This window comes from Streptomyces liliifuscus (assembly GCF_016598615.1).
Classification (GTDB): Bacteria; Actinomycetota; Actinomycetes; order Streptomycetales; family Streptomycetaceae; genus Streptomyces; species Streptomyces liliifuscus.
Window position 1 is genome coordinate 9,225,603 of record NZ_CP066831.1, and the last position, 21,256, is coordinate 9,246,858.

The window sequence follows — 21,256 nt, forward strand, 5'->3', positions numbered from 1 at the left end:
GCCCCCGGTCACGATTACGACCGGGGGCACCATTTCAGGGGCGCGGGGCTGTATCGATATGCGGCTCCGCCGCGTGGGCGCGACAAGCCACGACGAACCCGCGGCCGCCCAACCACCTACAGAACGCACTCCGCTTCCGCGTACCGCTCGTCAGGAACCGTCTTCAACGTCTCCACGGCCTCCGCCAGGGGCACCATCACGATGTCGGTCCCCCGAAGAGCCGTCATCTTCCCGAACTCCCCGCGATGCACGGCCTCCACCGCATGCCACCCGAACCGAGTGGCAAGCACCCGGTCGTAAGCGGTGGGCGTACCCCCGCGCTGGACATGCCCGAGGATCACCGGACGGGCCTCCTTGCCGAGGCGCTCCTCCAGCTCGATGGAGAGCTGCCGGGCGATGCCCGCGAAGCGCTCGTGCCCGTAGACGTCCTTGCGGCCCTCGTCGTAACTCATCGTGCCCTCGCGAGGCTTCGCACCCTCCGCGGCCACGACGATCGCGAACCTCTTCCCGGCCGAGAACCGCTCGCCGACCTTCGCGGCCAACTCCTCGATGTCGAAGGGCCGTTCCGGCACGACGATGGCGTGCGCACCCGCGGCCATGCCCGAGTGGAGAGCGATCCACCCGGTGTGGCGGCCCATGACCTCGACGATGAGAACGCGCTGGTGGGACTCGGCGGTGGTCTTCAGCCGGTCGAGGGCCTCGGTCGCGACACCGACGGCCGTGTCGAAGCCGAAGGTGACATCGGTGACCGCGATGTCGTTGTCGATGGTCTTCGGCACACCGACGATCGGCAGGCCGCCGTCCGACAGGAGACGGGCCGCCTTGAGCGTGCCCTCGCCGCCGATCGGGATGATCGCGTCGAGTCCGAGCTCCTCGACATGCCCCTTGGCCCGCTCCACACCGTCACGCAGATGCGCCGGCTGGACACGGGAGGAACCGAGGATTGTGCCGCCGCGAGCCAGGATGCCGCTCACCGCGTCCAGGTCGAGCTTGAGGTAGTCGCACTCCAGGAGGCCTTTCCAGCCGTCGCGGAAGCCGATGACCTCGTCGCCGTGGTCGACGACGGCACGGTGTACGACGGACCGGATGACGGCGTTCAGGCCGGGGCAGTCGCCGCCGGACGTGAGGACACCAATACGCATAGCCCGAAATACCTTCTCAACGTGGGCCGGGAACCGGACCACGCTGTCCGGCGGGACGCCGCCACCCTACCGGCGGCAGGGGGCGGGTCCGCATCGTGCGTCCGCCTGCTGGACGTCCCCGCACAGGTGAGCGGACGCCCCGCCAGACGGGCCCCGACCGTGAGGTCAGGCGGGCTGCTGAGCAGCCGCGATGCGCTCCGAGCGCAGCGCCTCGTACCAGCGGTCGTCGATGGGCGGCAGCGCGTTGACGTCGAGGGCCAGCTTCAGCAGCAGGTCCGCGATCAGCGGGTTGCGGGCGAGCACGGGCCCGTGCATGTACGTGCCGAAGACCGTGTCGTTGTACGCGCCCTCCGTGCCGTCGCCCGTGCCGTTGCCCTTGCCCAGCCGCACGTTCGCGAACGGGCGGGCCGTGGGGCCGAGGTGCGTGATGCCCTGGTGGTTCTCGAAGCCGGTGAGCGGAGGCAGACCCAGACGCGCGTCGATGTCGCCCAGCACGTCACCGACGCACCGCTCGCCCTCGCCGCGGGTGGAGTGCACGTCGAGCAGGCCGAGGCCCGGCTCGCGCTGACCGAGGTCGTTGATGAACTCGTGGCCGAGGATCTGGTAGCCCGCGCAGACCGAGAAGACGATCGCGCCGTTGCCGACCGCGCGGTGCAGACCGCCGTCGCGGCGCAGCCGCTCGGCCGCCAGCCGCTGCGGCCGGTCCTCGCCGCCGCCGATGAGATAGATGTCACCGGAGGTGGGGATCGCCTGGTCGCTGCGTACGTCGAGACGGGCCACGTCCAGACCGCGCTGCCGGGCCCGGCGCTCGACGACGAGGGCGTTGCCCTGGTCGCCGTACGTGCTCAGCAGGTCCGGGTAGATCCACACGAGACGCAGGCTGTTGTCACTCATCTTCTTCGTCCTTCGTGGCTCAGTTGCCGACACGACGCCTCAGGTCCTGGAAAGCGGTGTAGTTCGCGACGACCTCGATGCGTCCGGGCGGCGCCAGCCGTACGGCCTGGTCGAGGTTCTCGCAGACCTGGAACTGCTGGTTCGCCACCTCGAGGCGCACGGCGAGGTCCAGTTTGCGGTCGCCGAGAACGAAGATCGGGTGACCGGTGAGCTGTGTGTAGTCGACGTCCCACAGCCAGGACGTGTCCGTGCCGTCGGCGCCGCGCGCGTTCACCGAAAGGATCACCGGGGTCGGCGGCGGGTCGATCAGGGAGAACGTCTCCAGCCAGCCCGCCGGGTTCTTGGCGAGCAGCAGGCGCAGGTCGCGCTGCATGAACTGGACGACGTCGTAGCGGCCGGCCACCGCCTGCACCTGGTACATGCGTTCCAGGGCGACCTGCGGAGGCACCCCGAAGACGGCGGCGACGGCGGCCGACGACGCGGCGTTCGCCTTGTTGGCGCGGCCCGGCAGCTGGAGGTGGATCGGCCAGGCCGAACCGTGCGGGTCGAGGACGTGGTCGCCGGAGAGCGCCCAACTCGGCGTGGGACGGCGGAAACCGCAGTCGCCGCAGAACCAGTCGTCACCGGGGCGCTGCATCACACCGCCGCAGGACGGGCAGGACCAGGCGTCGTCCTTCCACATCTGGCCGGCGGCCACCCACACCACGTTCGGCGAGGAGGACGCGGCCCACACGACCAGCGGGTCGTCGGCGTTGGCCACGACGACGGCCTTCGAGCCCGCCAGGCCCTCACGCCAGTGCTCGGCCATCATGCGGGTCTCGGCCGCGCGGTCGAGCTGGTCGCGGGAGAGGTTGAGCAGGGCGATGCACTTGGGATCCGTGTCCCGCGCCACACCGGAGAGGTACTTCTCGTCCACCTCGATGACCGCGTACCGCGATTCCGAGCCGCCTGCCAGCGCGGACGTGATGCCGGCGGGCATGTTCGCCCCCAGCGCGTTCGAGACGACGGGACCCGCCGCGCGCAGCGCCTCCGCGATCAGACGCGTCGTGGTGGTCTTGCCGTTGGTGGCCGACACCAGGATGACGTCCAGGTGCTGGGCCAGACTGGCCAGGAGGTCGGGGTCGAGTTTGAGTGCCACCCGGCCGCCGATCACCGATCCGCTGCCACGGCCCGCGGCGCGTGACGCCGCTGCGACCGCCTTGCCCGCCGTCACGGCCAGCTTGGCCCGCGGCGACAGCGGGTCCGAGTTGCCTGCCATCAGTTCCCGATCCTCCTTGCGTACGGCGCCGCGCCCTGCCCCCGGCAACGTGTGGCCCTCAGCCTATCGAGATCCACTCACCGGCCCGAATCGCGGCACCACCGCGGCACCCGCGCGACATTGAGGACCGTACCCTTGCCGCCATGCGACACGGCTCGATCCCGGGCGCCCGAGGGCGCGTCCTTCCTCTGTCTTTGCTCGGCGACCCCGTATTGCACACACGGTGTGAAGAAGTCACGGAGTTCGGGCCCCAACTGGCGCGGCTGGTCGAGAACATGTTCTCGACGATGTATGCGGCGCAGGGCGTCGGGCTCGCCGCGAATCAGGTCGGCGAATCGTTGCGGGTCTTCGTATACGACTGCCCCGACGACGAGGAGCGGCGGCATGTGGGGCATGTGGTGAACCCGCGGCTCGTCGAGGCGGACGGGCTGGTGCTGCGGGGGCCCGAGGGGTGCCTCTCGTTGCCGGGTCTGGAGGCGGGCACCGAGCGGTTCGACCACGCCGTGGTGGAGGGGTTCACCGTGGACGGCGAACCCGTCCGGATTCATGGCACCGGGTGGTTCGCCCGCTGCCTTCAGCACGAGTGCGACCACCTTGACGGCGGGCTGTACGTGGATCGGGTTCGCGGTTGGCGCCGCCGGAGGGTGATGTGGCAGGCGGGACGGGCCTCTTGGGGGCGTTGAGGGCCGGTGCCAGACTGCGGGCGCGCAGTGGCAGGCCGCGCCCCTCCAGGGGCGCGGGGAACTGCCCAGTCTTTTGCCTTTAGGGGCGCGGGGAACTGCGCGACCAGCCAAAGCGCGCCCGCAGCAAACGAACCGCACATCCAGAACGAACCGCGAATCCAGCGGAACGCTAAAAGGCCGGGCCACCCAACTTGTCGCCCGCGGCCGCCAGCCGACCCCAGAGCAGGTCCGCCAAGGCGCGGACCAACTCCGCACGGGCGCAGGGGCGTTCGCCCAGCCACCAGTCGCCCGCGGCATGCATCATGCCGACGATCCCGTGGCCCCAGACCCGGGCGAGCTGCTGGCTGTCGGGACCGAGGTCCACGCGCTCCTCGATGACCTCGGCGAGCTCCTCGCCCATGCGGCGCAGCAGGGGAGCGGAATGCTGCCCGGCGTCGAAGCCCTGGTCGCTCTGCGGGCCGCCCTCGGACGGATGCATCAGGAAGCGGTACACCTGCGGGCGTGCCTCGATCGCCGCGAGGTAGGTGTCGAGCGTGGCCTCGACCCGCTCCCGGCGCTCGGCGGGTGCGTCCAGGGCCGCGCGCAGCGCTCCGAGGAGGGCGTCCGTGTGCCGCTTGGCGAGGGCCGCGTACAGTCCACTCTTGTCGCCGAAGTGGCGGTACAGAATCGGCTTGGTGATGCCCGCCTCCGCCGCGATGGCGTTCATCGACGCGCTGGGGCCGTCGCGGAGCACCACCCGGTCGGCGGCCTCCAACAGCTCGCGCCGTCGGCGGTCGGCGGACCTCTGTTGGTCGGTCCGCTGCGTGGTGTCCATGTGCTCTCCCCACCCGTGCTTATTCGGTGACGCCTGCGCAACGTAACACCCGCACACGATTCTGCCTCGAACGGGCTGCCGAGCGGGAACGGGGAGTTGACATTTCCTACCCGCCGGTAACAAGCTACGGTTACCGCAAGTAACACGTGAGTGCAGCGCTGGAGGGGACATGGCCGAGTTCACCATGGAGCTCAACGACGAACAGAAGGAGGTCCGGGACTGGATCCACGGGTTCGCCGCTGACGTCATCCGCCCCGCGGCCGCCGAATGGGACGAGCGCGAGGAGACTCCCTGGCCGGTCATCCAGGAGGCCGCGAAGGTCGGCATCTACTCCCTGGACTTCTACGCCCAGCAGTACTTCGACCCCACCGGCCTCGGCATACCCATGGCGATGGAGGAGCTGTTCTGGGGCGACGCCGGCATAGCCCTGTCGATAGTCGGCACCGGCCTGGCCGCGGTGGGGGTCCTCGCCAACGGCACCGAGGAGCAGATCGGTACCTGGATCCCCCAGATGTACGGCGATGCCAACGATGTCAAGGTCGCCGCCTTCTGCTCCTCCGAGCCCGACGCCGGGTCCGACGTCGCCTCGATGCGTACGCGTGCCGTGTACGACGAGGCCAAGGACGAGTGGGTGCTCAACGGCACGAAGACCTGGGCGACCAACGGCGGCATCGCCAACGTCCATGTCGTGGTCGCGGTGATCGACTCCGAGCTGGGGTCCAAGGGCCACGCGTCCTTCATCATCCCGCCGAACACCCCCGGTCTGTCCCAGGGCCAGAAGTTCAAGAAGCACGGCATCCGCGCCTCGCACACCGCCGAGGTCGTCCTGGAGGACGTACGCGTCCCCGGCTCCTGCCTCCTCGGCGGCAAGGAGAAGCTCGACGAGCGCCTCGCCCGCGCACGCGAGAGGGTCAGGGCCGGTGGCGGCGAGCGGCTGAAGAACGCTGCGATGGCCACCTTCGAGGCGTCCCGCCCGGCCGTCGGCGCCATGGCGGTCGGCACCGCCCGGGCCGCCTACGAGGTCGCCCTCGACTACGCCAAGACGCGTTCGCAGTTCGGCCGCCCGATCATCGACAACCAGGGTGTGGCCTTCCAGCTGGCCGATATGCGTACGTCCATCGACGCGGCGCGGCTGCTCGTGTGGCGGGCCTCCTGGATGGCCGTGAACGGGAAGCAGTTCACCTCGGCCGAGGGCTCGATGTCGAAGCTGTTCGCCAGCGAGACGGCGAAGAAGGTCACCGGGCAGGCGATCCAGATTCTCGGCGGCAACGGGTACACCCGGGAGTACCCGGTCGAGCGTATGCATCGGGATGCGGCCATCTACACGATCTTCGAGGGTACGAGTGAGATCCAGCGGTTGGTGATCGCTCGCACGTTGTCGGGCATGCCGATTCGGTAGCGCCGCCGCGGTGCTGTCCGATTCGGGCTGCGGGTCCGTTGTGGCTGGTCGCGCAGTTCCCCGCGCCCCTGAAAGAAGGCACGCCCAGGTCACCGGTGTTTCAGAGGTGTGAGTTGTTCGATGTCGTACCGCGAACGCAGTTCCTCGATCGCCTCGTGGTCCGGTGGCCCGCCAGCGTCCAGGATTTTCAGCAGCTCCTCGAAATACCGCTCGTGATCCGGTGGCGGGGACGCCTGGAAGAACATCTTGGCCGGATTCCCCGTGGGATTGGCGAACGCGTGCGGGCAACCGGGCGGTACGACGATCACCGTGCCCGGCGTCGCCCGTACCACCTGGTTGCCCGAACCCGACTGCCAGCGCTGCCAGTTGTCGGGTGTGCGGACGAGTGGCTCGAAGGCGAGCACGTCCAGCTCGCCTTCGAGCACGTAGAACAGCTCCTCGCTGCGCGAGTGGACGTGCGCGCCGACGTCGAAGCCCGGCGGGACGATCACCTCGAAGCTGGACGCCGTCCGGGAGTGCGTGCCGGTCACCTTGAAGGTCACGTGCTGGGCCGGGGTACGGACCGTACGACCGTGACCGGGCGGGACCAGCAGGCCTTCGGGCGGCGGCGTGAGCGCGGTCACCAGGTGACGGGCAGGGCCTCGGGCCCGCGGATCAGCGCGCCGCGCCGCCACGGCACCTCGTCCTCCGAGACCGACAGTCGCAGCGTCGGGATCCGGTCGAGGAGCGTGTTCACGATCAGCTCCTGCTCCATACGGGCCAGCATGCCGCCCACGCAGTAGTGCGGGCCGTGCCCGAACGCCAGGTGCGGGTTGGTGCCGCGCTCGAAGTCGATCCGGTCGGGGTCCGGGAAGACGTCCGGGTCGCGGTTGGCGGCCAGGTACGAGACGTAGATCGGGTCGCCCTTGCTGATCCGTACGCCCCTGAGCACCACGTCCTCCGTGGCGATGCGGGACAGGCCGACGGCGTTGCGGTGCGGGATGTACCGCAGCAGTTCGTCGAGGGCCCCCGGGCGCAGCTCCGGTTCGTCGCGCAGCCGGTCGAAGAGGGCGGGCCGGGTCAGAAGGACGTAGAGCATCTGGCCCGTGTTGTTCGTCACGGCCTCGCCGCCGATCTGGATCGGGCCCGCGAGCGCCATCGCCTCCTCCTCGGTGATGTCGCCCCGGCCGACGGCCGCGCCCAGCAGCGAGGTCACGTCCTCGCCGGTCGCGCCGCGCCGCTCGGCGATCAGCTTGGCGAAGTACGCCTCCATGTCCCGCTTGGCCTGCTCGCTGACCTTCGCCCCCTGGGAGGAGGAGAGGATCGCCTGCGTCCATGTGTGGAGCGTGTGCCGGTCGGTGGCCGGGACGCCCATGAGCTCGCAGATCACGGTGATCGGGAACGGGGCGAGGACACGGTCGATGAGGTCGGCGGGCGGTCCGTCCCGCAGCATCTCGTCCACCATCCCCTCAAGCGTCTTCTGGGCGTTGGCGCGCAGCCGCTCGATGCCACGCGTGGTGAACGCGGTGTTCACCGCTCTGCGCAGCCGGGAGTGGTCGGGCTTGTCGACGAAGTTCATCGCGCTGGCCTGCGGGATGAAGTGCGGTGCCAGCCTGGTGACTTCGCGGCCGATCACCTCCGCGCGGCTGAACCGGGGGTCGTTCGTGACCAGCCGTACGTCCTCGTAGCGCGTGACCAGCCAGGCCCAGCCCTCGCCGTTGGGCAGCTGGATCCGGTTGATGGGCCCCTCGCGCATCAGCTCGGACAGGACGGGGTCGAAGTCGACCCCCGTCAGGTCCAGGGCCGGCCAGTGCCGTACCGGAGGTGCCGCCGTCGTCTCTTCGCTCATGGTCATGTCATGCCGTTTCTTCGTCTGAACGGTGCCAGCGGCCCAGGGCCATCTCGGCCGTGATCCCCGGCCCGAAGCCGGCGAGCAGTCCGCGTGCCTGGTGGTGGGAGCCGCCCTCGTCGAACAGCCGGCGCAGCGCGTCCAGGACGACGGCACTGGCGATGTTCCCGTACTCGGTGAGCGTCGCCCGGCTGAACCGGAAGGCCTCCGGTGCCACTTGGAGGAACGTGCTGAGGTCGTCGAGGATCCGCGGACCACCGGCGTGGATGATGTAGAAGTCCAGGTCGGAGGCGTCCCAGCCGTGCAGGCCCGCGAGGTCCTGGAGCGCCGGGGCGAGCGGCTCCATCGTGGTCGGCACCCGCTTGTCCAGCAGGAAGTGGAAGCCGGTGGCCCGGACGTCGTACATGATCCAGTCCTCGGTCTTGGGGATCAGGTACGAGCCGTTGCGCTCCAGGCGGATGCCCTCGCCGCCGCGTCCGCGGACCACTGCCGCGGCTATCCCGTCCCCGAAGAGGCCGTTGCACAGCAGCGAGCCGACGCCCAGGTCGGTCGGCTGGTAGCAGAGCGAGCAGAACTCGCAGGCCACGATGAGGGCGTTGGCCTCGGGGTAGGCCGTGCAGAAGTCGTGCGCCCGGTTGATCGCCGCGCCCCCGGCGGCACAGCCGAGCTGCGCTATCGGTATCTGGCGCGTGTCGCTGGAGAACTCCATCGAGTTGATCAGCCAGGCCGTCATCGAGGGCATCATGAAGCCCGTGCACGAGACGTAGATGATCACGTCGATGTCGGCGGCCAGGACCCCCGCGTCGTCGAGCGCCCGCTGGACGACCGCCGGCACCCGGGCCTTCGCCTCGGCCTCGTAGACCTTGTTGCGCTCCTCGAAGCCCGGGTGCTTCAGGGTCTCCTCGATGGGCTGCACGATGTGCCGCGTGCGTACGCCGGTGTTCTCGATCAGCCGGAGCGCGAGCGGCAGCTGGGGGTGATCGGGGTGGCGGGAGCGCGCCAGCTCCAGCGTCTCCTCCATCGTGATCACGTATTCCGGAACGGACACCGCGGGTCTGCACAAAGTCGCCATGTGCCTGCGCCTTCTCTCGCCCGCCGGGAACTCCCTCTCCTCGGCGGAAGGGTGGTCCCACCACGATCACCCGGCGGGGCCGGGATATCGCGCCGGATTACTCCAGATCGGGGACCCGGGGTCGGCGTGGCACTTTGGAGAGCAACGACCGGAAGGCTCGCCCCTCAGGGGCGCGGGGCGGTATCAATGTGCGGCCGAGCCGCGTGGGCGCGACCGGCCACGGCGAACCCGCGGCGGTCGGACGGCATCGGAAACGGCACGCCTAGCCGGAGGCACTCCCACTGCTGTGCGCGATGCACGCCACGTCAATACGGTCGGCGAGCTTCGCGAGCTCGATCGTGAGCGCGGCGACGGTGTCCTCGTCGAGCCCGTCCTGCCCCGCCTCCACCAGATGCAGCCACCGACCACCCATCGTTCGCAGGAGCTTGCTCACGTCGGCCGCGGAAACCTGCAAGGTACCGCGGTCGTCGACGATCAGAGGCAGGGTCACTTCGCGGTTCACAGAGGGGATCGTAGCTGCGGAACGCTCACGCTCCGTGCCATACGGTGGTGATGTTGCAGAACTCTCGGATTCCGTGTCCCGACAGCTCACGCCCGTAGCCGGACCGCTTCACCCCTCCGAACGGGAACGCCGGGTGGGACGCCGTCATCCCGTTGACGTACACGCCGCCCGCCTCCAGATCACGTACGAAACGGTCGATCTCGGCCTCGTCGCGGGTCCAGACGTTGGAACTGAGTCCGAACGGCGTGTCGTTGGCGATCGCCACGGCCTCGTCGAGATCGGCGGCCCGGTAGAGCGTCGCCACCGGTCCGAACGCCTCCTCCAGATGGATGCGCATCTCGGGGGTGATGTCGGCGAGGACGGTCGGCGGGTAGTACCAGCCGGACCCGTCGGGGCGCTCCCCGCCGCACAGGACGGTCGCGCCGCTCTCGACGGCGTCGTCGACGAGCTCCTCCAGGTCGCCGCGGCCCTGTTCGGTGGAGAGCGGGCCGACGTCCGTGTTCTCGTCCAGGGGGTCGCCCACCGTCAGGGCCTTCATGCCCGCCGTGAAGCGCTCGGCGAAGGCGTCGAAGACGTCCGTGTGCACGATGAACCGCTTGGCGGCGATGCACGACTGTCCGTTGTTCTGGACCCGGGCCGTCACGGCGATCTGCGCCGCCCGTTCGACGTCCGCCGACGGCATCACCACGTACGGGTCGCTGCCGCCGAGTTCCAGGACGGTCTTCTTGACCTCGTCACCGGCGACCGATGCGACCGCGCGGCCCGCCGGTTCGCTGCCGGTCAGGGTGGCCGCCTTCACTCGCGGGTCGCGCAGGACGTCCTCGACCGCGCCCGAGCCGATGAGCAGTGTCTGGAAACAGCCCTCCGGGTAGCCCGCCCGGCGGAACAGGTCCTCCAGGTAGAGGGCGGTCTGCGGGACGTTCGAGGCGTGCTTGAGCAGTCCGACGTTGCCCGCCATCAGCGCGGGCGCCGCGAAGCGGATCACCTGCCAGAGCGGGAAGTTCCACGGCATGACCGCCAGGACCGGGCCGAGCGGGCGGTAGCGCACGAGGACGCGGGAGGCGCCGGAGTCCTTGGCGTCGGACGGGTCGCCCTCCTCGTCGGCGAGGAGTTCCTCGGCGTGGTCGGCGTACCAGCGCATCGCCTTCGCGCACTTGGCGGCCTCCGCGCGGGCCTGTTTGACCGGCTTGCCGATATAGGGGTTAGAGCCCCACACTTCTCGCCATGGCCCTGCAAGATGTCATCTCGCTGATCCAACGCATCACCTGCGACTACGCCCGAGTTTCCGAGGACGACGGAGGCGCGGCCCAAGGCGTCGATAGCCAGCGCGGGGAGAACCGTGACTTCGGCGAGGAGATCGGTCGGCCGATCTCCGAGTCGTACATCGACAACTCGATCTCCGCGTTTTCGGGCCGCGAACGTCCCGAGTATCAACGACTGCGGCGCGACATTGCCCGAGGGAAGATCGAAGCCGTCATCGTGTGGCACGCGGACCGGTTGACCAGAGACGTACGCGAGGCCCTGGACCTGATCGACCTCTGCCTGAAGCACGACGTACGGCTGTTCTCCGTGCAGAAGGGCGGCGAGTACCTGCTCAAGCGAGCCATCGGACGGGCCGAGTTCATCGCGGACATCAACTCCGCACAGAAGGAGTCCGGACACAAGGGCGAGCGCATTGCTTTGGCCCGGAAACGACAGGCCCGCACAGGAACCTTCGGCGGCGGAATTCGTCCCTACGGCTGGGGCGCACCGACGGGGCGTGTCCGCAGCAAGTGCATCAACCCCAAAGCGCCACTGGCGGAACGCGAGTACCGCGACGTCCCGGTGCTGGATGTGTCGAAGCACCGCCCGGAGGAGGCAGCGGAGATTCGACGCTGGGCAACAGAACTGCTGGCCACCAAGGGCCGGGTGAACCAGATCATCAAGGACCTCAACCAGCGCGGAGTTCCGACGGTGAGCCAGACAGACGGCCGCCAACTGCGGTACCGCGGCAAGGCCGTGCAGCACCACGGCTGGGAAGGGGCGACCGTCGTCAACATCGTTACGGGCCCCCGCGTGTCCGGGCACCAGACCTACCGGGGCGAGATCATGACCTGGGGCGCCTACGAGCCGATCATCCCGGAGGAGACCCGGCAGGCCTTGATCACCCTGCTGCTCGATCCGGCACGGACCACCACTCCGGGGCCCGCCCCGAAGTGGCTCGTCAGCATGACCGCTCGTTGCGGCTACTGCGAGACAGGGAAAGCGCGGGTCAACTACCGGGCCAAGGGCCCGGTCTACCGCTGCACGGTGTGCCAGAAGGGCAACCAGATAGCCCCCCTGGTCGACGAGCACATCGCGGATGTCGCCATCGAGCGTCTCTCGCGGGCGGACCTTGTAGACCTCATCACCCCGGGGCGCCCCGACATCGACCTGACAGCGCTGCGCGCCGAAATGGCGACTCTTGAGAAGCGGAAAATCGAGGCCGCTAAATCGTTCGCCACGGGCAAGATCGATATGGCAATGCTGGAGACCGCGAAGGCGACCGTCGACCAACGCATCGACGAGATCCGGGGCGAGATGCGCGCAGGAGCCGCGGTAAGCCCGCTGGCCGACTTCCTGGAAGCGGACACCCCTGGGGCTGCCCGGAAGGTCTGGAACGCGCTCACGATCGGAAGACGGCGCGAGATCGTGCGCCTGCTGATGGACATCACCCTTATGAAGGGCCCGACGTACGAGCTTGACCCGGCAACCGTGCTGATCACCCCTAAGGGCCGACCAGCCCCCGCCGTAGGCGAGGGCTGACCGGAACGGCTGGTGGCTCATGCGCGTGGCTACACCGCGACCAGCGACGTGGACGAGGGCGTGAGCAGCGGCGGGGGCGCGTGGAGTACGCGGGGCGGCCAGTCCCGGAACCAGCACTGGATCCACAACCCATCGCCGGCGAGCCGCAACAGCAGTGCGTTCATGTCGTCGACCAGCCGCTCAGTGCAATACCGGTCGTCGATCAGCCACACGCAGCTGCCGCCCTGCGAGAGCCCGAACACGATTTGGCCGGCCGGCATCTCGTCTGCGGGCACCGCCTCCCATCGGGAGACTGCCAGCCCGAGCCCTTGAGGCGGGCGCGTCATCCGTCCGTCATCAGTCCATCTCTGCCGCCACGATCCGTGGACGATCTGATGTCCGGACAGGCGCGTGAACGCCCTGGGCAGTGCATCCCCCATGGTGTGGTGCCGGTGGAGCAGGATCTCTGACTGGCTGCCCGGCTGGTCTTCGATTTGGACGGTTCGGTCGTCACGTATCTCGCCGGCCTCCGCAGTCCGGTACAGCACCTTGATCTTTGGCGTGTGTGGCATGCCGCCCCCATTGCAAAGCCGCGCCACCGCGGAGCGGCGACCCGGTCCTGTGATCTCCAGCCGCCAGGCGGACGACCACACAAACACGCCCTGACTACTTTTGGCCATACCTTGACTACCGTGCGCTTTGACGGCTCTCTCAACTGCGGCTATGTGGGGGTGAGTTGGGATCCGGAATTAATTCCGGCCATCGCGGGAGGGGCTCTTGCCATACAAATGCATCAGGCGATGCACCTTCCTGAGCCCCTCCTCGTCCAGGTCGCCGATGACGAGTGCGCTCGTCTGGCCGTCGTCGCTCCAGATGGTGTGCACGTCCATGAACTGGATGCCTGCCAGCTCCTGGAGCTGGGCAGGGTGCAGGCTCAGAGCCTCGGCGAGGGCGTCCAGCTGGGGGTACTCCGGATGCTCACCCTCGGCCAATGAGGCGCTCTCCAGTCGCCCCAGCCAATCCGCTTCCACGAGGCGCTCGCCGCCGGAGCCGACGGCGCGGGCCGCAACTTCCTCCAGACTCAGGCCAAGCTCCAGCCGACGTGCGCGCAGCACGTCGGACAGGTCCGTACGCACCGGCTGACGCTCGCTCGCAGGCGGCTGTGGCTGACGCTCGCGCGCACGCCCTCCGCGGAGTAGGTCAATCATCTTCTTGCGGTCGTTCAGTGGCAGGTCTGCCTCCCAGGCCGCGCGCTCCAGCGGGTCTGCGAGGTCGGCGTAAGGTGCCGGCTCGACCTCGACCTCTTCCTCCTGGCGCAGGATCTCCCGCAGGATTTCCGCTGCGTCTCCACGTCCCGCCTCATCGAGCCGCTCCGGTGACAACCCGACGGCGTGGGCCATGTGGGCCAGCGTCAAGCCAGGTGCCCGAACGTCCTGACGTGCGGACTTCCCCTTGTAGCCCTTCTCGATCTCGCGCCATCGGGAACCGCCCAGCCGAATGGGCGTCAGCTCGGCTGCGGCCTCCGGGCTCAGTCCGCGGGCCTGGCGTGCAAGGCGAATCAGCGTTGCCTCAGGGCGCGGATTTTCCGCCTCGCCGGACAGCGCAGTCATGGGGGGACCCTTCCGGTCAGCAGTGAATATCAGTGAACTTTAGCGAATTGCCGCAGGTCAGGGCCATAAGCAGCGCCCTGTACGTTCAAGTAGAACTGCTCCCATCTTCTTCATTGCACTTTCTTCTACTTTCTTCTACTGTTCCCGCATGGAACCACAACGGAACCAGGACCCGGCTCGGGTTCGCCGTAAGCGGATCGAAGCCGGCCTGACTCAGATAGCGCTTGCGGCCCAGGCGGGCCTGTCCACGGCGCACATGTCTTGCATTGAGCGGGGCGAGCGGGGCGCTTCCCCGAAGGTGCTGGATCGCCTTGCCACCGCTCTTGACTGCGAGATCGCGGACCTGATGCCGCCCCTGGCGGTGCCCGTTAGCGGGAGCGCGGCATGACGCGCGAGGAGCGGCTGGCGTACATCCGGCGCATGGTCGACGGCTGGCCGCCCCTCGCGCCCGAGCAGCACGCCCAACTCGCGCTCCTGCTCACTCCCGAGCCCTCGTCCCTGACCGAGCCTGCGGCCGTACGGCCGCAACAGGCCGCCGCGAAGGCCGCCTGACCAACGAAGTACGGGGCCGGCCCCGGCCTCACCCGGAGCACGACCCCTTCGGCACATCCACACCCAAAACCCAAACCAGGAGTGGATCACCTTGACCGCATCATCCCAGACCCCGCACGGAACTGAGCCACCGCCGCTCATCCACGTCCCCACCGCGCAGGCCCTCAGCCTGGTCCGCCAGTACGACGGCCTGGCCGTCGAGGAGATGGCCGGCGCCGCGCAGGAGCAGACCCGCGCCGAGCACCGCGCCGACGCACGCGCCCGCCTCGCGGACGAACGCGCCCGCCTCGCGGAGGTGCAGTTCCTGCAGGAGCGGATCGCGACCTTGAGCACCTTCAAGGGCCAGCTCGACGGCATCCGTCGCATGCTGGCCGGGCGGCCGGGCGATGACCTCGTGTACGTCGACGAGGTCCTGCAGGCCGCCGATGGCAACGACCCGCGGGCCACCGCCCCGCTGTCGGTGTCCTGGGACGGCCTCGTGATGGGCCCCTCGGGGGACACCGACCGCGAGAACACCCTCGTTCCCTGTACGACCGCGCACGGCGCGCAGACCTTCCTCGTCCTCGACGACGACAAGCGCCTGCAGCTCGGCGAACAGCTGCTCGCCACCCTCCACACCACCGAGAACTGCCACACCCCCGGCTGCGGCACCTCGGCCGAGGACCTCGACGCCTCCGCCCCGAGCGTCTCCGGCTGGGTCTGCGTCCAGGTCGCGGGCACGGACGGCCCGGCCCGCTGGTGGTGCAACGCCTGGTGCGCGAACTCGGCGATCACCGCGGCTGGCACCGAGCTCGCCGCCCTCGACCGGGCGGCCGCCGTCGACCCGAACGAACCGGCGCCGTGCCTGCCCGCGCCGGACATGGACACGATGGCGCTGCCGGCGATCGCCGAGACCGCCAACGACGCGTCCGAGGCCGGGCACGGCTACGGCGACGCCGCGGGCGGTGCCCGGTGACCACGGTTCAGGACACATATCTGGGCTGGGACCTGCTGCGCCACTTCAAGGGCTGCACGCGGCCGCAGTGGACCGTCGATGTCCGGCGCGAGGACGACGCCTTCCGCGCGCGGCACGAGGGCCCCAAGCACGAGTGCCCGAACGACGCCTGCCACCACGGCGACCGGTACGAGCGCACAACGGTGCGGATCGTGTGCACCTCCTGCCAGATGGCGCACGTCATCCGAAGCGAGGAGGGCCTGCACAGCAGCTCGACGAAGAACGCCACGCACGGGTACGGACAGCCGCCGCGCAAGACGGCCGGACTGCTGCTGTGGCCGGGCGAGCCGCTCCTCGGCTGGGGCCGCCTCAGCACTGACGAGCCGTGGGACTTCCTCATCACCCGGCCCGGCGTGACACGGGTGACCGAGGCCGACGTGGTCGGCGTCGTCAACCAGGTACGCGGGAAGCGTGGCGCCGTCCGGTGGTCCGCGGTCGCGGTCCGCAGCGAGGCCGGGCCGTACGGCCTGAGCCCGCTGCGGTTCGCCCACGCCGAGGAGCGCATGGCCTCGGTGCCCGCGGCCGCGAAATGGGCGGCCGCCCTGCTCGCTGGCGGTGCCCAGTGAACGGCCGCCAGGAGCAGTTGCAGGCGGCCACCGGGGCCGGGAAGGACACCCGCAACGGCAGCCAGCCGTGCGCGGGCGGGTCCACCCAGCCCGAGGCGCCCGGGCCTGTGTTTCCGCACCTCGCGTACGCGGACGCGGTCTACGCCGCGCTCACCGGTGAGGACATGCGGCCCCCGCTGATCGTCGCCGCGGTGTCCAACACGGTGCTCCCGACGCTGACGATCCGCCTGTCCTGGCCGGCCGGACACCCGGGCCTGCGCGAGGGGATGTGGCCCAAGGGCCTGCACGTGGGCTGGTCGCACCACTTGGGGTGGCGGGCCGACGCCGACCCGCACGGCGACCAGGTGCGGTTCCTGCCGCTGTCCACGCTCGCCTCCCCGGCCGCGGTCACCGACATGGTCCTGCACCTCGCCGAGCACGGCATGGCGTGCGACTGGGAGCCGGATTACCCCTGCGCTCGGTGGGAGCACGCCGGGCACCTGGACGCCGCGCTCGCCGAGTTCGAGGGCCGGGGGGTGTCGTGGTGAGCGCCCCTTTGCCGGCTGATGTCCTTGAGCAGATCCGTACAGCGGGTCTGGTGCTGCCGCGGCCGCCTCACCCGGGCCAGCAGTGGAAGGCGCGCACCGACGCCGAGACGCATCTGCTGCGCGAGGGCTACCGCCTGGACCGTGTGCGGCAGCTGCTGCTCGGCGAGCTCGGCAGGCTGCACCGGGTGCGCGCCGAGGAGGCCGCACGGCGCAAGCGGACCGCCGACGCCATGCCGCCGCTCTGCCCGCTGTCGCAGGCCGATCTGGCCGCGCTGAAGAGCGCGGCCGCGGGCGAGTCGTCGACGGACACTTCCCGCCGTCTGCTCATGCCGTACGACACGGTGCGCGCGCAGCGCAAGCGGGCCATGAGCCGGCTGGGCGCGCGCACTGTCACCCAGGCCGTGGGCCTGGCGGTCGCGGCCGGGTGGATCACCGGTGAGGAGATCGCCGGGGGTGTGACGCCGTGACCGTACTCGTGCTGTTCTCCGCGCTCTGCGCCGTCGTGTTGTTCATCGTCGCGCTGGGCGTGGCCGACCGGCTGCGTGAGGCGCGCCCCCTGCCTCGGGTGGTGCAGCGGACGCTGCCGCCGTTGCCGGGCGCCTACGTCGAGGACGTACGCACCAGGATCCCGGGCCGTCATGGCCGCCGTGCCCGGCCCGTCTCGGTCGTGTGCGGGCTGCTGCTGCCCTGCGAGGGGACGTGCCGAGGCCGGACCCGCCACGAGGACGACGGCGACGGTACCGCCACCTGCATGCCCTGCGGCACCCCGCGTCCTGTCACTACCGACGGGGTCTGACCCCGCCCATGTACTGCCTGGCGGGCGGGACGTGTCGTGACAACCGTCCCTCCCGCCGGGCCTGAACACGAAGGAACACGCAATGCGCCGCTCTGTTGAGCTGCAGATCATCACTGAGGCCCTGGCCAAGATGGGCCCGCACACTCCCGCCACCCGCATCTGGGGGCGAGCCCCGGGCGCCACGGCCGAGCAGGGAGCCGACGGGAACGTGTGGGCGGGCGACGTCCACGACGTGGCCCTGCACATCGTCACCCGCCTGTACGGCCGCCCCTCCGACACCCCGGACGCCCGGTCGCCGCTCGCCCAGGCCGAGGACGCCAAGCGCGCCCGGAGCCTGAGCGGCGAGCTCAACGCCATCATGGACGCGAGCATCGCCCTGGCCTCCGCGCCCTGGCATCCGGCGCGTGCGGGCGATGTGGTCCACGTCCACTACGAGCCCGCAGGCACGATGCCGCCGTACGGGGAGACGTACGCGGTCGAGCCGCGCGACGGGTTTCCCGACTCCCTGCAGCTGTGCCTGATCGGCCACACGGCCCCCGACGACAGCATGACCGGGTTCTTCGCGCCCGGGCCCATCGAGGAGCCGCTGTACGAGGCATGGTTCGAGGCGGGGCCGCATCGGCTGACGATCGTGAGGGACGGCCAGGTCGTGCACAACGGCGCCGCCCCGCGTCCGCGGCCCGCCGGCGTCATGCTCAAGGCCCTTGGGGAGACGATCGGGGAGGCCGAGCGCTACCTCGAACTCGGGGACCCCGCCGCGGCGTTGGCCCGGCTGCGGTCGGTCACCTCGCTGCCGCCGTGCGGCGCGCCCGGGGCGATGCCGGATCACGCGGACTGCGCGCGCTGGAAGAACCACGGGGGCGCGCACAGTCCCGACGCCGATTACGTCGACCCGCCGCACGCGTGCCCGGCCCTGCCCGAGCAGCTGCACGCGGTGGTCACCGTCGGCGCGAAGGTCGCCGGTGTCCACTTCGCCGGCCTCTACGCGGAGTACGAGGCGGCCGTCGACCACGCGGCCGGGTTCGCGGCCTACGCCGACAGCCTGGACAAGCGGTACGTGACACCTGCGCCCGGCGCGCCGGGCGAGATGGTCCTCGAACTGCCCGCCGAGAACGAGCGCGCGGCGTTCGGTGTGCAGCTGGCCGTCGTCGTGCCGCTGCCCGTGCTGCCCGACCCGCGCGAGGCCGACTGGCGGGACCAGGAGGGCCGCGACGCGTGCGCGGAGTACGACCCCGACTACGGCAAGGACCTCGACGACGAGGACGACGACGGCGACCAGGACGGCGAAGACGGGGTGGCGCAGTGACGCGCACCGACCGGCTCACCCTGGTGCGCCAGCTGAAGGAGGGCGGCCTGAGCCAGCGCGCCATCGCGAAGCGGCTCGGGGTCTCCAAGGACACGGTGCGCCGCGACTTTGAGCGTCTCGCGGCCGAGGCCGAGCCGGACGATGCGCCACCCGCCGAGCCGGACGACCAGGATGCGCCGCAGGTCAGCGAGGGTGACACCGAGGGCGACGCGCCGGGGGATGCGCCGCAGAGTGCGCCGCTGGCGCAACCGGATCAGGCGGCGGCGCCGCTGCCGCGGCGCATGGCGCAGGCGGGCGGGCCGCTGGCGCTGCCGGACGGTTTCGACCTGCGCCAGTGGCCTGCGGTGCGCCGTGATCTGGCGACGCTGGCGCAGACCGGCCAGTCGCCGGAGACGCTCGTTCACCACGCGATCACCGCGGTGGCGCACCACTACCGCCAGGCCCTCGACCGCGGTGACATCGCGGTCGGGGAGTCGTTCACGGTCAGCCACGTGACCCTGCGGCCCCTGCCGGTGGCCCGCCGGTCCGAGCAGGCCGGCTGATGACCGGGCCGTCTGTCCCGTCACCCCCTGCGGGGCGGGCGGCCCACCCAGACCCACGGGCCGGGCAGTGGCCGCCGCGTCTGCTGCCCGGCCTGTGGGTCGACCTCGGCGACTGGCATTCCAAGCGGCACGTGTGGCTGCGGACGCCGGCCGCGCGGTTCACCTGCCGCCACGGCTGCGCCTACGACGCCTACGGCGCGGCCGACGTCGCCCACCTCACCGAACACGTCGACACCGATCACGCCCGGGACTGCCCGGGCCCTCGATCCGAGGAGCACACCCATGGCTGAGCAGCTCGCCAGACCGACCCCCCTCAACGTCGCTGCCCGCGCCCCGCGTCTGATCGCCGAGCCCCCGCGCCGCGAGGTGGCCGAGCAACGCCTCGCCGCCCGCCCGCTGTTCGACCGCCACACGTGGGAACAGGCCATCCGCTACAGCGAACTGCACCCCTACAGCCGCCTCCTGGCGATGATGCTCGCCCACTACGCGGACGGCACTGGGCACATCCCGTCCAGTGACGTGCTGGTCGCGCCCCGGCTGGCGAAGGCCTGCAACGTGCCCGTCCAGGACGTCCACATCTCGCTGAGCGTCCTGTACCGCGAGCGCTACATCGACCGCGGCGAGCCCAGCGGCCACACGCCCCGGTCGGTGACGCTCAGCTTCCCGCCGGGATACCAGCGCCCCCACAGTCCCGGCGACCGGCCATGAGCGCCCACCGCGAGCAGTTAGCGCTGCTCCCCGACGACCCGCCCGCGTACGGCGGCCCGGCCGCGGTGCCGTCCGTGCCGATCCGGACGTCAGGCCGCACCGAGTACTCGGTTCAGTGCACCGGGCCGAGCGGCTGCGGCGAGCACCACCGCCACACCGGCCCAGGCGTGCGCATGGGCCCGTGCGGAGCCGAGTACACCGTTCCGGCCGTGGCCGACGCACCCGATCCGCCGTGACCGGAGAACCGTTTCCGCCCGCTTCGACCCGCACTCAGGAGCACTGTGTCTGACAGCCAGACGGACCGCGCGAGCGGCTCCGTCCCGCACACCTTCCGCCTGCGGATGGCGTGGCAGTGGGTACCCAGGATGCCCGTCGCCCTGCGCCGTCAGAAGGCATTCCTGTACGCCGTGCAGACGGTGGCGGCGATGGCCGACACGGCCGGCCGTACGCGCTGGCACGCCGAGGACGAGGACACCGCCGGGCGGCCGCTGCGGCTCAAGGAGCTCGCCGCGGCAATGGGTTCGGATGAGAAGGACGCCCGCCGCTACCTGACGGCCGCGATTGCCGCCGGGATCCTCACGACCGAGCAGGCCCCCAGGCGTGGCCGCACGACCGTTTACGTGCTGCTCCTGCCGCCGTACACGCCGCGGTGGGAAGCCGCCGCCGCTGTCCTCACCGCGGGTGGGGCGGACACCGGCGAGGATGACGGCCACGCCCCCGCCGGCCGGGCCGAGTTCGGGGGACGGTCCCCCGTTCGCGACGCCCCTGCCGCACAGGCGAGTTCGGGGGACGCCTCCCCGAACTTCCCGCCTGTTACCGGAAGTCAAGAACGGGGGACGCCTCCCCGTTGGAGTTCGGGGGACGGTTCCCCGTCGAGAACGGGGGCCTGTCCCCCCAATAAACCAGGTAGTGCCACGGACACCCACCACGAGATGGTTTCTGTGGGAACTCAAGTGCGGGATGCGCGGGGCGAGGAGAACCACGAGCGGGCCGAGGAGGGCTCGCCGCCGGACCGGCCGCCGTCGCTCCGGGCCGTCGACGGCGCACGCCCTGGCGCACATGACGGCAGTTCGCGCCCTACCGGGCAGCTCCCGCTCCTGATGTCCGTCCCGCAGCCTCACGGCTCCCAGGAGTTTCCCGCAGCCCCCGGCGTGGGTGATCCGCCCATCGGCGCCCCACGGGAGGGCTGGAGGGGCCGTGTGGCCCGTGAGCGTCCCGATGACGCCGCCGCGGTGTACGGCGACCGCTGGACCGGCGACCACGCCCGCTACCTGCCCCACTCCACCGGCTGACCCGAAAG

26 protein-coding genes and 1 pseudogene are annotated in these 21,256 nt (G+C 70.5%); 16 read left to right on the plus strand and 11 right to left on the minus strand.

Features of this window, described 5'->3' with window-relative positions; all coding sequences use genetic code 11:
* Positions 1 to 116 precede the first annotated feature (116 nt).
* The 3 genes from JEQ17_RS39870 to JEQ17_RS39880 form a co-directional block, all read right to left on the minus strand.
* Entirely contained in the window at positions 117 to 1,142 is a 1,026-nt protein-coding gene (locus JEQ17_RS39870) for a 6-phosphofructokinase (RefSeq protein WP_200399772.1), read from the minus strand.
* 165 nt (positions 1,143 to 1,307) lie between these two features.
* Positions 1,308 to 2,036: a type 1 glutamine amidotransferase gene (locus JEQ17_RS39875; protein ID WP_200399773.1), complete on the minus strand. Its 729-nt coding sequence runs from the start codon at positions 2,034 to 2,036 to the stop codon at positions 1,308 to 1,310.
* Positions 2,037 to 2,055: 19 nt separating this feature from the next.
* Positions 2,056 to 3,294: a MurT ligase domain-containing protein gene (locus JEQ17_RS39880; protein WP_200399774.1), complete on the minus strand. Its 1,239-nt coding sequence runs from the start codon at positions 3,292 to 3,294 to the stop codon at positions 2,056 to 2,058.
* A gap of 143 nt (positions 3,295 to 3,437) precedes the next feature.
* Between JEQ17_RS39880 and def the strand changes: the two genes are divergently transcribed.
* Positions 3,438 to 3,977: a peptide deformylase gene (gene def, locus JEQ17_RS39885; RefSeq protein ID WP_200399775.1), complete on the plus strand. Its 540-nt coding sequence runs from the start codon at positions 3,438 to 3,440 to the stop codon at positions 3,975 to 3,977.
* Positions 3,978 to 4,146: 169 nt separating this feature from the next.
* Here the strand turns inward: def and JEQ17_RS39890 are convergent, their stop codons facing one another.
* Positions 4,147 to 4,791, minus strand: a complete 645-nt coding sequence (locus JEQ17_RS39890; RefSeq protein WP_143642952.1) for a TetR family transcriptional regulator — start codon at positions 4,789 to 4,791, stop codon at positions 4,147 to 4,149.
* 169 nt (positions 4,792 to 4,960) lie between these two features.
* Between JEQ17_RS39890 and JEQ17_RS39895 the strand changes: the two genes are divergently transcribed.
* Complete coding sequence (locus JEQ17_RS39895) at positions 4,961 to 6,190, plus strand: acyl-CoA dehydrogenase family protein (protein WP_200399776.1); 1,230 nt, start codon at positions 4,961 to 4,963, stop codon at positions 6,188 to 6,190.
* Positions 6,191 to 6,279: 89 nt separating this feature from the next.
* On the opposite strand, the gene JEQ17_RS39900 is transcribed toward JEQ17_RS39895, so the two are convergent.
* The 5 genes and pseudogenes from JEQ17_RS39900 to JEQ17_RS39920 all read right to left on the minus strand — a co-directional run.
* Positions 6,280 to 6,813, minus strand: coding sequence for a cupin domain-containing protein (locus JEQ17_RS39900; RefSeq protein ID WP_200399777.1), 534 nt, complete (start codon positions 6,811 to 6,813; stop codon positions 6,280 to 6,282).
* Positions 6,810 to 8,018, minus strand: coding sequence for a cytochrome P450 (locus JEQ17_RS39905; RefSeq protein WP_200401964.1), 1,209 nt, complete (start codon positions 8,016 to 8,018; stop codon positions 6,810 to 6,812). Before JEQ17_RS39905 ends, JEQ17_RS39900 begins: the two co-directional genes overlap by 4 nt.
* A gap of 7 nt (positions 8,019 to 8,025) precedes the next feature.
* The gene (locus tag JEQ17_RS39910) at positions 8,026 to 9,090 is read right to left on the minus strand and encodes a type III polyketide synthase (protein WP_200399778.1); all 1,065 of its coding nucleotides are present in this window, start codon (positions 9,088 to 9,090) and stop codon (positions 8,026 to 8,028) included.
* A 262-nt stretch (positions 9,091 to 9,352) separates the two neighbouring features.
* Positions 9,353 to 9,592, minus strand: coding sequence for a DUF6213 family protein (locus JEQ17_RS39915; RefSeq protein WP_055617065.1), 240 nt, complete (start codon positions 9,590 to 9,592; stop codon positions 9,353 to 9,355).
* Positions 9,593 to 9,617: 25 nt separating this feature from the next.
* Positions 9,618 to 10,787: pseudogene (locus JEQ17_RS39920) on the minus strand (NADP-dependent succinic semialdehyde dehydrogenase); the annotation flags it as partial.
* A 29-nt stretch (positions 10,788 to 10,816) separates the two neighbouring features.
* On the opposite strand from JEQ17_RS39920, the gene JEQ17_RS39925 reads away from it, so the two are divergent.
* Positions 10,817 to 12,376 carry a recombinase family protein gene (locus JEQ17_RS39925; RefSeq protein ID WP_200399779.1) on the plus strand — a complete coding sequence of 520 codons (1,560 nt, stop codon included), beginning with the start codon at positions 10,817 to 10,819 and terminating at the stop codon, positions 12,374 to 12,376.
* A 29-nt stretch (positions 12,377 to 12,405) separates the two neighbouring features.
* Here the strand turns inward: JEQ17_RS39925 and JEQ17_RS39930 are convergent, their stop codons facing one another.
* Positions 12,406 to 12,927: a hypothetical protein gene (locus tag JEQ17_RS39930; RefSeq protein ID WP_200399780.1), complete on the minus strand. Its 522-nt coding sequence runs from the start codon at positions 12,925 to 12,927 to the stop codon at positions 12,406 to 12,408.
* A 177-nt stretch (positions 12,928 to 13,104) separates the two neighbouring features.
* Positions 13,105 to 13,965 carry a helix-turn-helix domain-containing protein gene (locus tag JEQ17_RS39935; protein ID WP_200399781.1) on the minus strand — a complete coding sequence of 287 codons (861 nt, stop codon included), beginning with the start codon at positions 13,963 to 13,965 and terminating at the stop codon, positions 13,105 to 13,107.
* A 148-nt stretch (positions 13,966 to 14,113) separates the two neighbouring features.
* Here JEQ17_RS39935 and JEQ17_RS39940 point away from each other — a divergent pair, with 148 nt between their 5' ends.
* The 13 genes from JEQ17_RS39940 to JEQ17_RS40000 all read left to right on the plus strand — a co-directional run bounded on the left by JEQ17_RS39940 (position 14,114) and on the right by JEQ17_RS40000 (position 21,248).
* Complete coding sequence (locus tag JEQ17_RS39940; protein ID WP_200399782.1) at positions 14,114 to 14,353, plus strand: helix-turn-helix domain-containing protein; 240 nt, start codon at positions 14,114 to 14,116, stop codon at positions 14,351 to 14,353.
* Positions 14,350 to 14,517 carry a hypothetical protein gene (locus JEQ17_RS39945; RefSeq protein WP_200399783.1) on the plus strand — a complete coding sequence of 56 codons (168 nt, stop codon included), beginning with the start codon at positions 14,350 to 14,352 and terminating at the stop codon, positions 14,515 to 14,517. Before JEQ17_RS39940 ends, JEQ17_RS39945 begins: the two co-directional genes overlap by 4 nt.
* A 91-nt stretch (positions 14,518 to 14,608) precedes the next feature.
* Positions 14,609 to 15,472: a hypothetical protein gene (locus tag JEQ17_RS39950; RefSeq protein ID WP_200399784.1), complete on the plus strand. Its 864-nt coding sequence runs from the start codon at positions 14,609 to 14,611 to the stop codon at positions 15,470 to 15,472.
* Positions 15,469 to 16,077, plus strand: a complete 609-nt coding sequence (locus JEQ17_RS39955) for a hypothetical protein (protein ID WP_200399785.1) — start codon at positions 15,469 to 15,471, stop codon at positions 16,075 to 16,077. The genes JEQ17_RS39950 and JEQ17_RS39955 overlap by 4 nt, the downstream gene beginning before the upstream one ends.
* Positions 16,074 to 16,604: a hypothetical protein gene (locus JEQ17_RS39960; RefSeq protein ID WP_200399786.1), complete on the plus strand. Its 531-nt coding sequence runs from the start codon at positions 16,074 to 16,076 to the stop codon at positions 16,602 to 16,604. Before JEQ17_RS39955 ends, JEQ17_RS39960 begins: the two co-directional genes overlap by 4 nt.
* Positions 16,601 to 17,071, plus strand: a complete 471-nt coding sequence (locus tag JEQ17_RS39965) for a helix-turn-helix transcriptional regulator (protein WP_200399787.1) — start codon at positions 16,601 to 16,603, stop codon at positions 17,069 to 17,071. The genes JEQ17_RS39960 and JEQ17_RS39965 overlap by 4 nt, the downstream gene beginning before the upstream one ends.
* The gene (locus JEQ17_RS39970; protein ID WP_200399788.1) at positions 17,068 to 17,400 is read left to right on the plus strand and encodes a hypothetical protein; all 333 of its coding nucleotides are present in this window, start codon (positions 17,068 to 17,070) and stop codon (positions 17,398 to 17,400) included. The genes JEQ17_RS39965 and JEQ17_RS39970 overlap by 4 nt, the downstream gene beginning before the upstream one ends.
* 82 nt (positions 17,401 to 17,482) lie before the next feature.
* Positions 17,483 to 18,706 (plus strand): hypothetical protein, encoded by a 1,224-nt coding sequence (locus tag JEQ17_RS39975; RefSeq protein ID WP_200399789.1) that lies wholly within the window; start codon positions 17,483 to 17,485, stop codon positions 18,704 to 18,706.
* Positions 18,703 to 19,248, plus strand: a complete 546-nt coding sequence (locus JEQ17_RS39980; RefSeq protein WP_200399790.1) for an HTH domain-containing protein — start codon at positions 18,703 to 18,705, stop codon at positions 19,246 to 19,248. The genes JEQ17_RS39975 and JEQ17_RS39980 overlap by 4 nt, the downstream gene beginning before the upstream one ends.
* Positions 19,248 to 19,538: a hypothetical protein gene (locus JEQ17_RS39985; protein ID WP_200399791.1), complete on the plus strand. Its 291-nt coding sequence runs from the start codon at positions 19,248 to 19,250 to the stop codon at positions 19,536 to 19,538. Before JEQ17_RS39980 ends, JEQ17_RS39985 begins: the two co-directional genes overlap by 1 nt.
* Entirely contained in the window at positions 19,531 to 19,956 is a 426-nt protein-coding gene (locus tag JEQ17_RS39990) for a hypothetical protein (protein ID WP_200399792.1), read from the plus strand. The genes JEQ17_RS39985 and JEQ17_RS39990 overlap by 8 nt, the downstream gene beginning before the upstream one ends.
* Complete coding sequence (locus JEQ17_RS39995) at positions 19,953 to 20,192, plus strand: hypothetical protein (RefSeq protein ID WP_200399793.1); 240 nt, start codon at positions 19,953 to 19,955, stop codon at positions 20,190 to 20,192. Before JEQ17_RS39990 ends, JEQ17_RS39995 begins: the two co-directional genes overlap by 4 nt.
* Positions 20,193 to 20,237: 45 nt before the next feature.
* Positions 20,238 to 21,248 carry a hypothetical protein gene (locus JEQ17_RS40000; RefSeq protein ID WP_200399794.1) on the plus strand — a complete coding sequence of 337 codons (1,011 nt, stop codon included), beginning with the start codon at positions 20,238 to 20,240 and terminating at the stop codon, positions 21,246 to 21,248.
* Positions 21,249 to 21,256 lie beyond the last annotated feature (8 nt).

Bases quoted from the DNA above. Each gene is read 5' to 3' on its own strand.
- JEQ17_RS39975 (WP_200399789.1), top strand. From the start codon at position 17,483: ATGCGCCGCTCTGTTGAGCTGCAGATCATCACTGAGGCCCTGGCCAAG.
- JEQ17_RS39945 (WP_200399783.1), top strand. From the start codon at position 14,350: ATGACGCGCGAGGAGCGGCTGGCGTACATCCGGCGCATGGTCGACGGC.
- JEQ17_RS39905 (WP_200401964.1), bottom strand. From the start codon at position 8,018: ATGAGCGAAGAGACGACGGCGGCACCTCCGGTACGGCACTGGCCGGCC.
- JEQ17_RS39930 (WP_200399780.1), bottom strand. From the start codon at position 12,927: ATGCCACACACGCCAAAGATCAAGGTGCTGTACCGGACTGCGGAGGCC.
- JEQ17_RS39995 (WP_200399793.1), top strand. From the start codon at position 19,953: ATGAGCGCCCACCGCGAGCAGTTAGCGCTGCTCCCCGACGACCCGCCC.
- JEQ17_RS39875 (WP_200399773.1), bottom strand. From the start codon at position 2,036: ATGAGTGACAACAGCCTGCGTCTCGTGTGGATCTACCCGGACCTGCTG.
- JEQ17_RS39990 (WP_200399792.1), top strand. From the start codon at position 19,531: ATGGCTGAGCAGCTCGCCAGACCGACCCCCCTCAACGTCGCTGCCCGC.
- JEQ17_RS39895 (WP_200399776.1), top strand. From the start codon at position 4,961: ATGGCCGAGTTCACCATGGAGCTCAACGACGAACAGAAGGAGGTCCGG.
- JEQ17_RS39925 (WP_200399779.1), top strand. From the start codon at position 10,817: ATGGCCCTGCAAGATGTCATCTCGCTGATCCAACGCATCACCTGCGAC.
- JEQ17_RS39935 (WP_200399781.1), bottom strand. From the start codon at position 13,965: ATGACTGCGCTGTCCGGCGAGGCGGAAAATCCGCGCCCTGAGGCAACG.
- JEQ17_RS39940 (WP_200399782.1), top strand. From the start codon at position 14,114: ATGGAACCACAACGGAACCAGGACCCGGCTCGGGTTCGCCGTAAGCGG.
- JEQ17_RS39910 (WP_200399778.1), bottom strand. From the start codon at position 9,090: ATGGCGACTTTGTGCAGACCCGCGGTGTCCGTTCCGGAATACGTGATC.
- JEQ17_RS39880 (WP_200399774.1), bottom strand. From the start codon at position 3,294: ATGGCAGGCAACTCGGACCCGCTGTCGCCGCGGGCCAAGCTGGCCGTG.
- JEQ17_RS39890 (WP_143642952.1), bottom strand. From the start codon at position 4,791: ATGGACACCACGCAGCGGACCGACCAACAGAGGTCCGCCGACCGCCGA.
- JEQ17_RS39870 (WP_200399772.1), bottom strand. From the start codon at position 1,142: ATGCGTATTGGTGTCCTCACGTCCGGCGGCGACTGCCCCGGCCTGAAC.
- JEQ17_RS39985 (WP_200399791.1), top strand. From the start codon at position 19,248: ATGACCGGGCCGTCTGTCCCGTCACCCCCTGCGGGGCGGGCGGCCCAC.
- def (WP_200399775.1), top strand. From the start codon at position 3,438: ATGCGACACGGCTCGATCCCGGGCGCCCGAGGGCGCGTCCTTCCTCTG.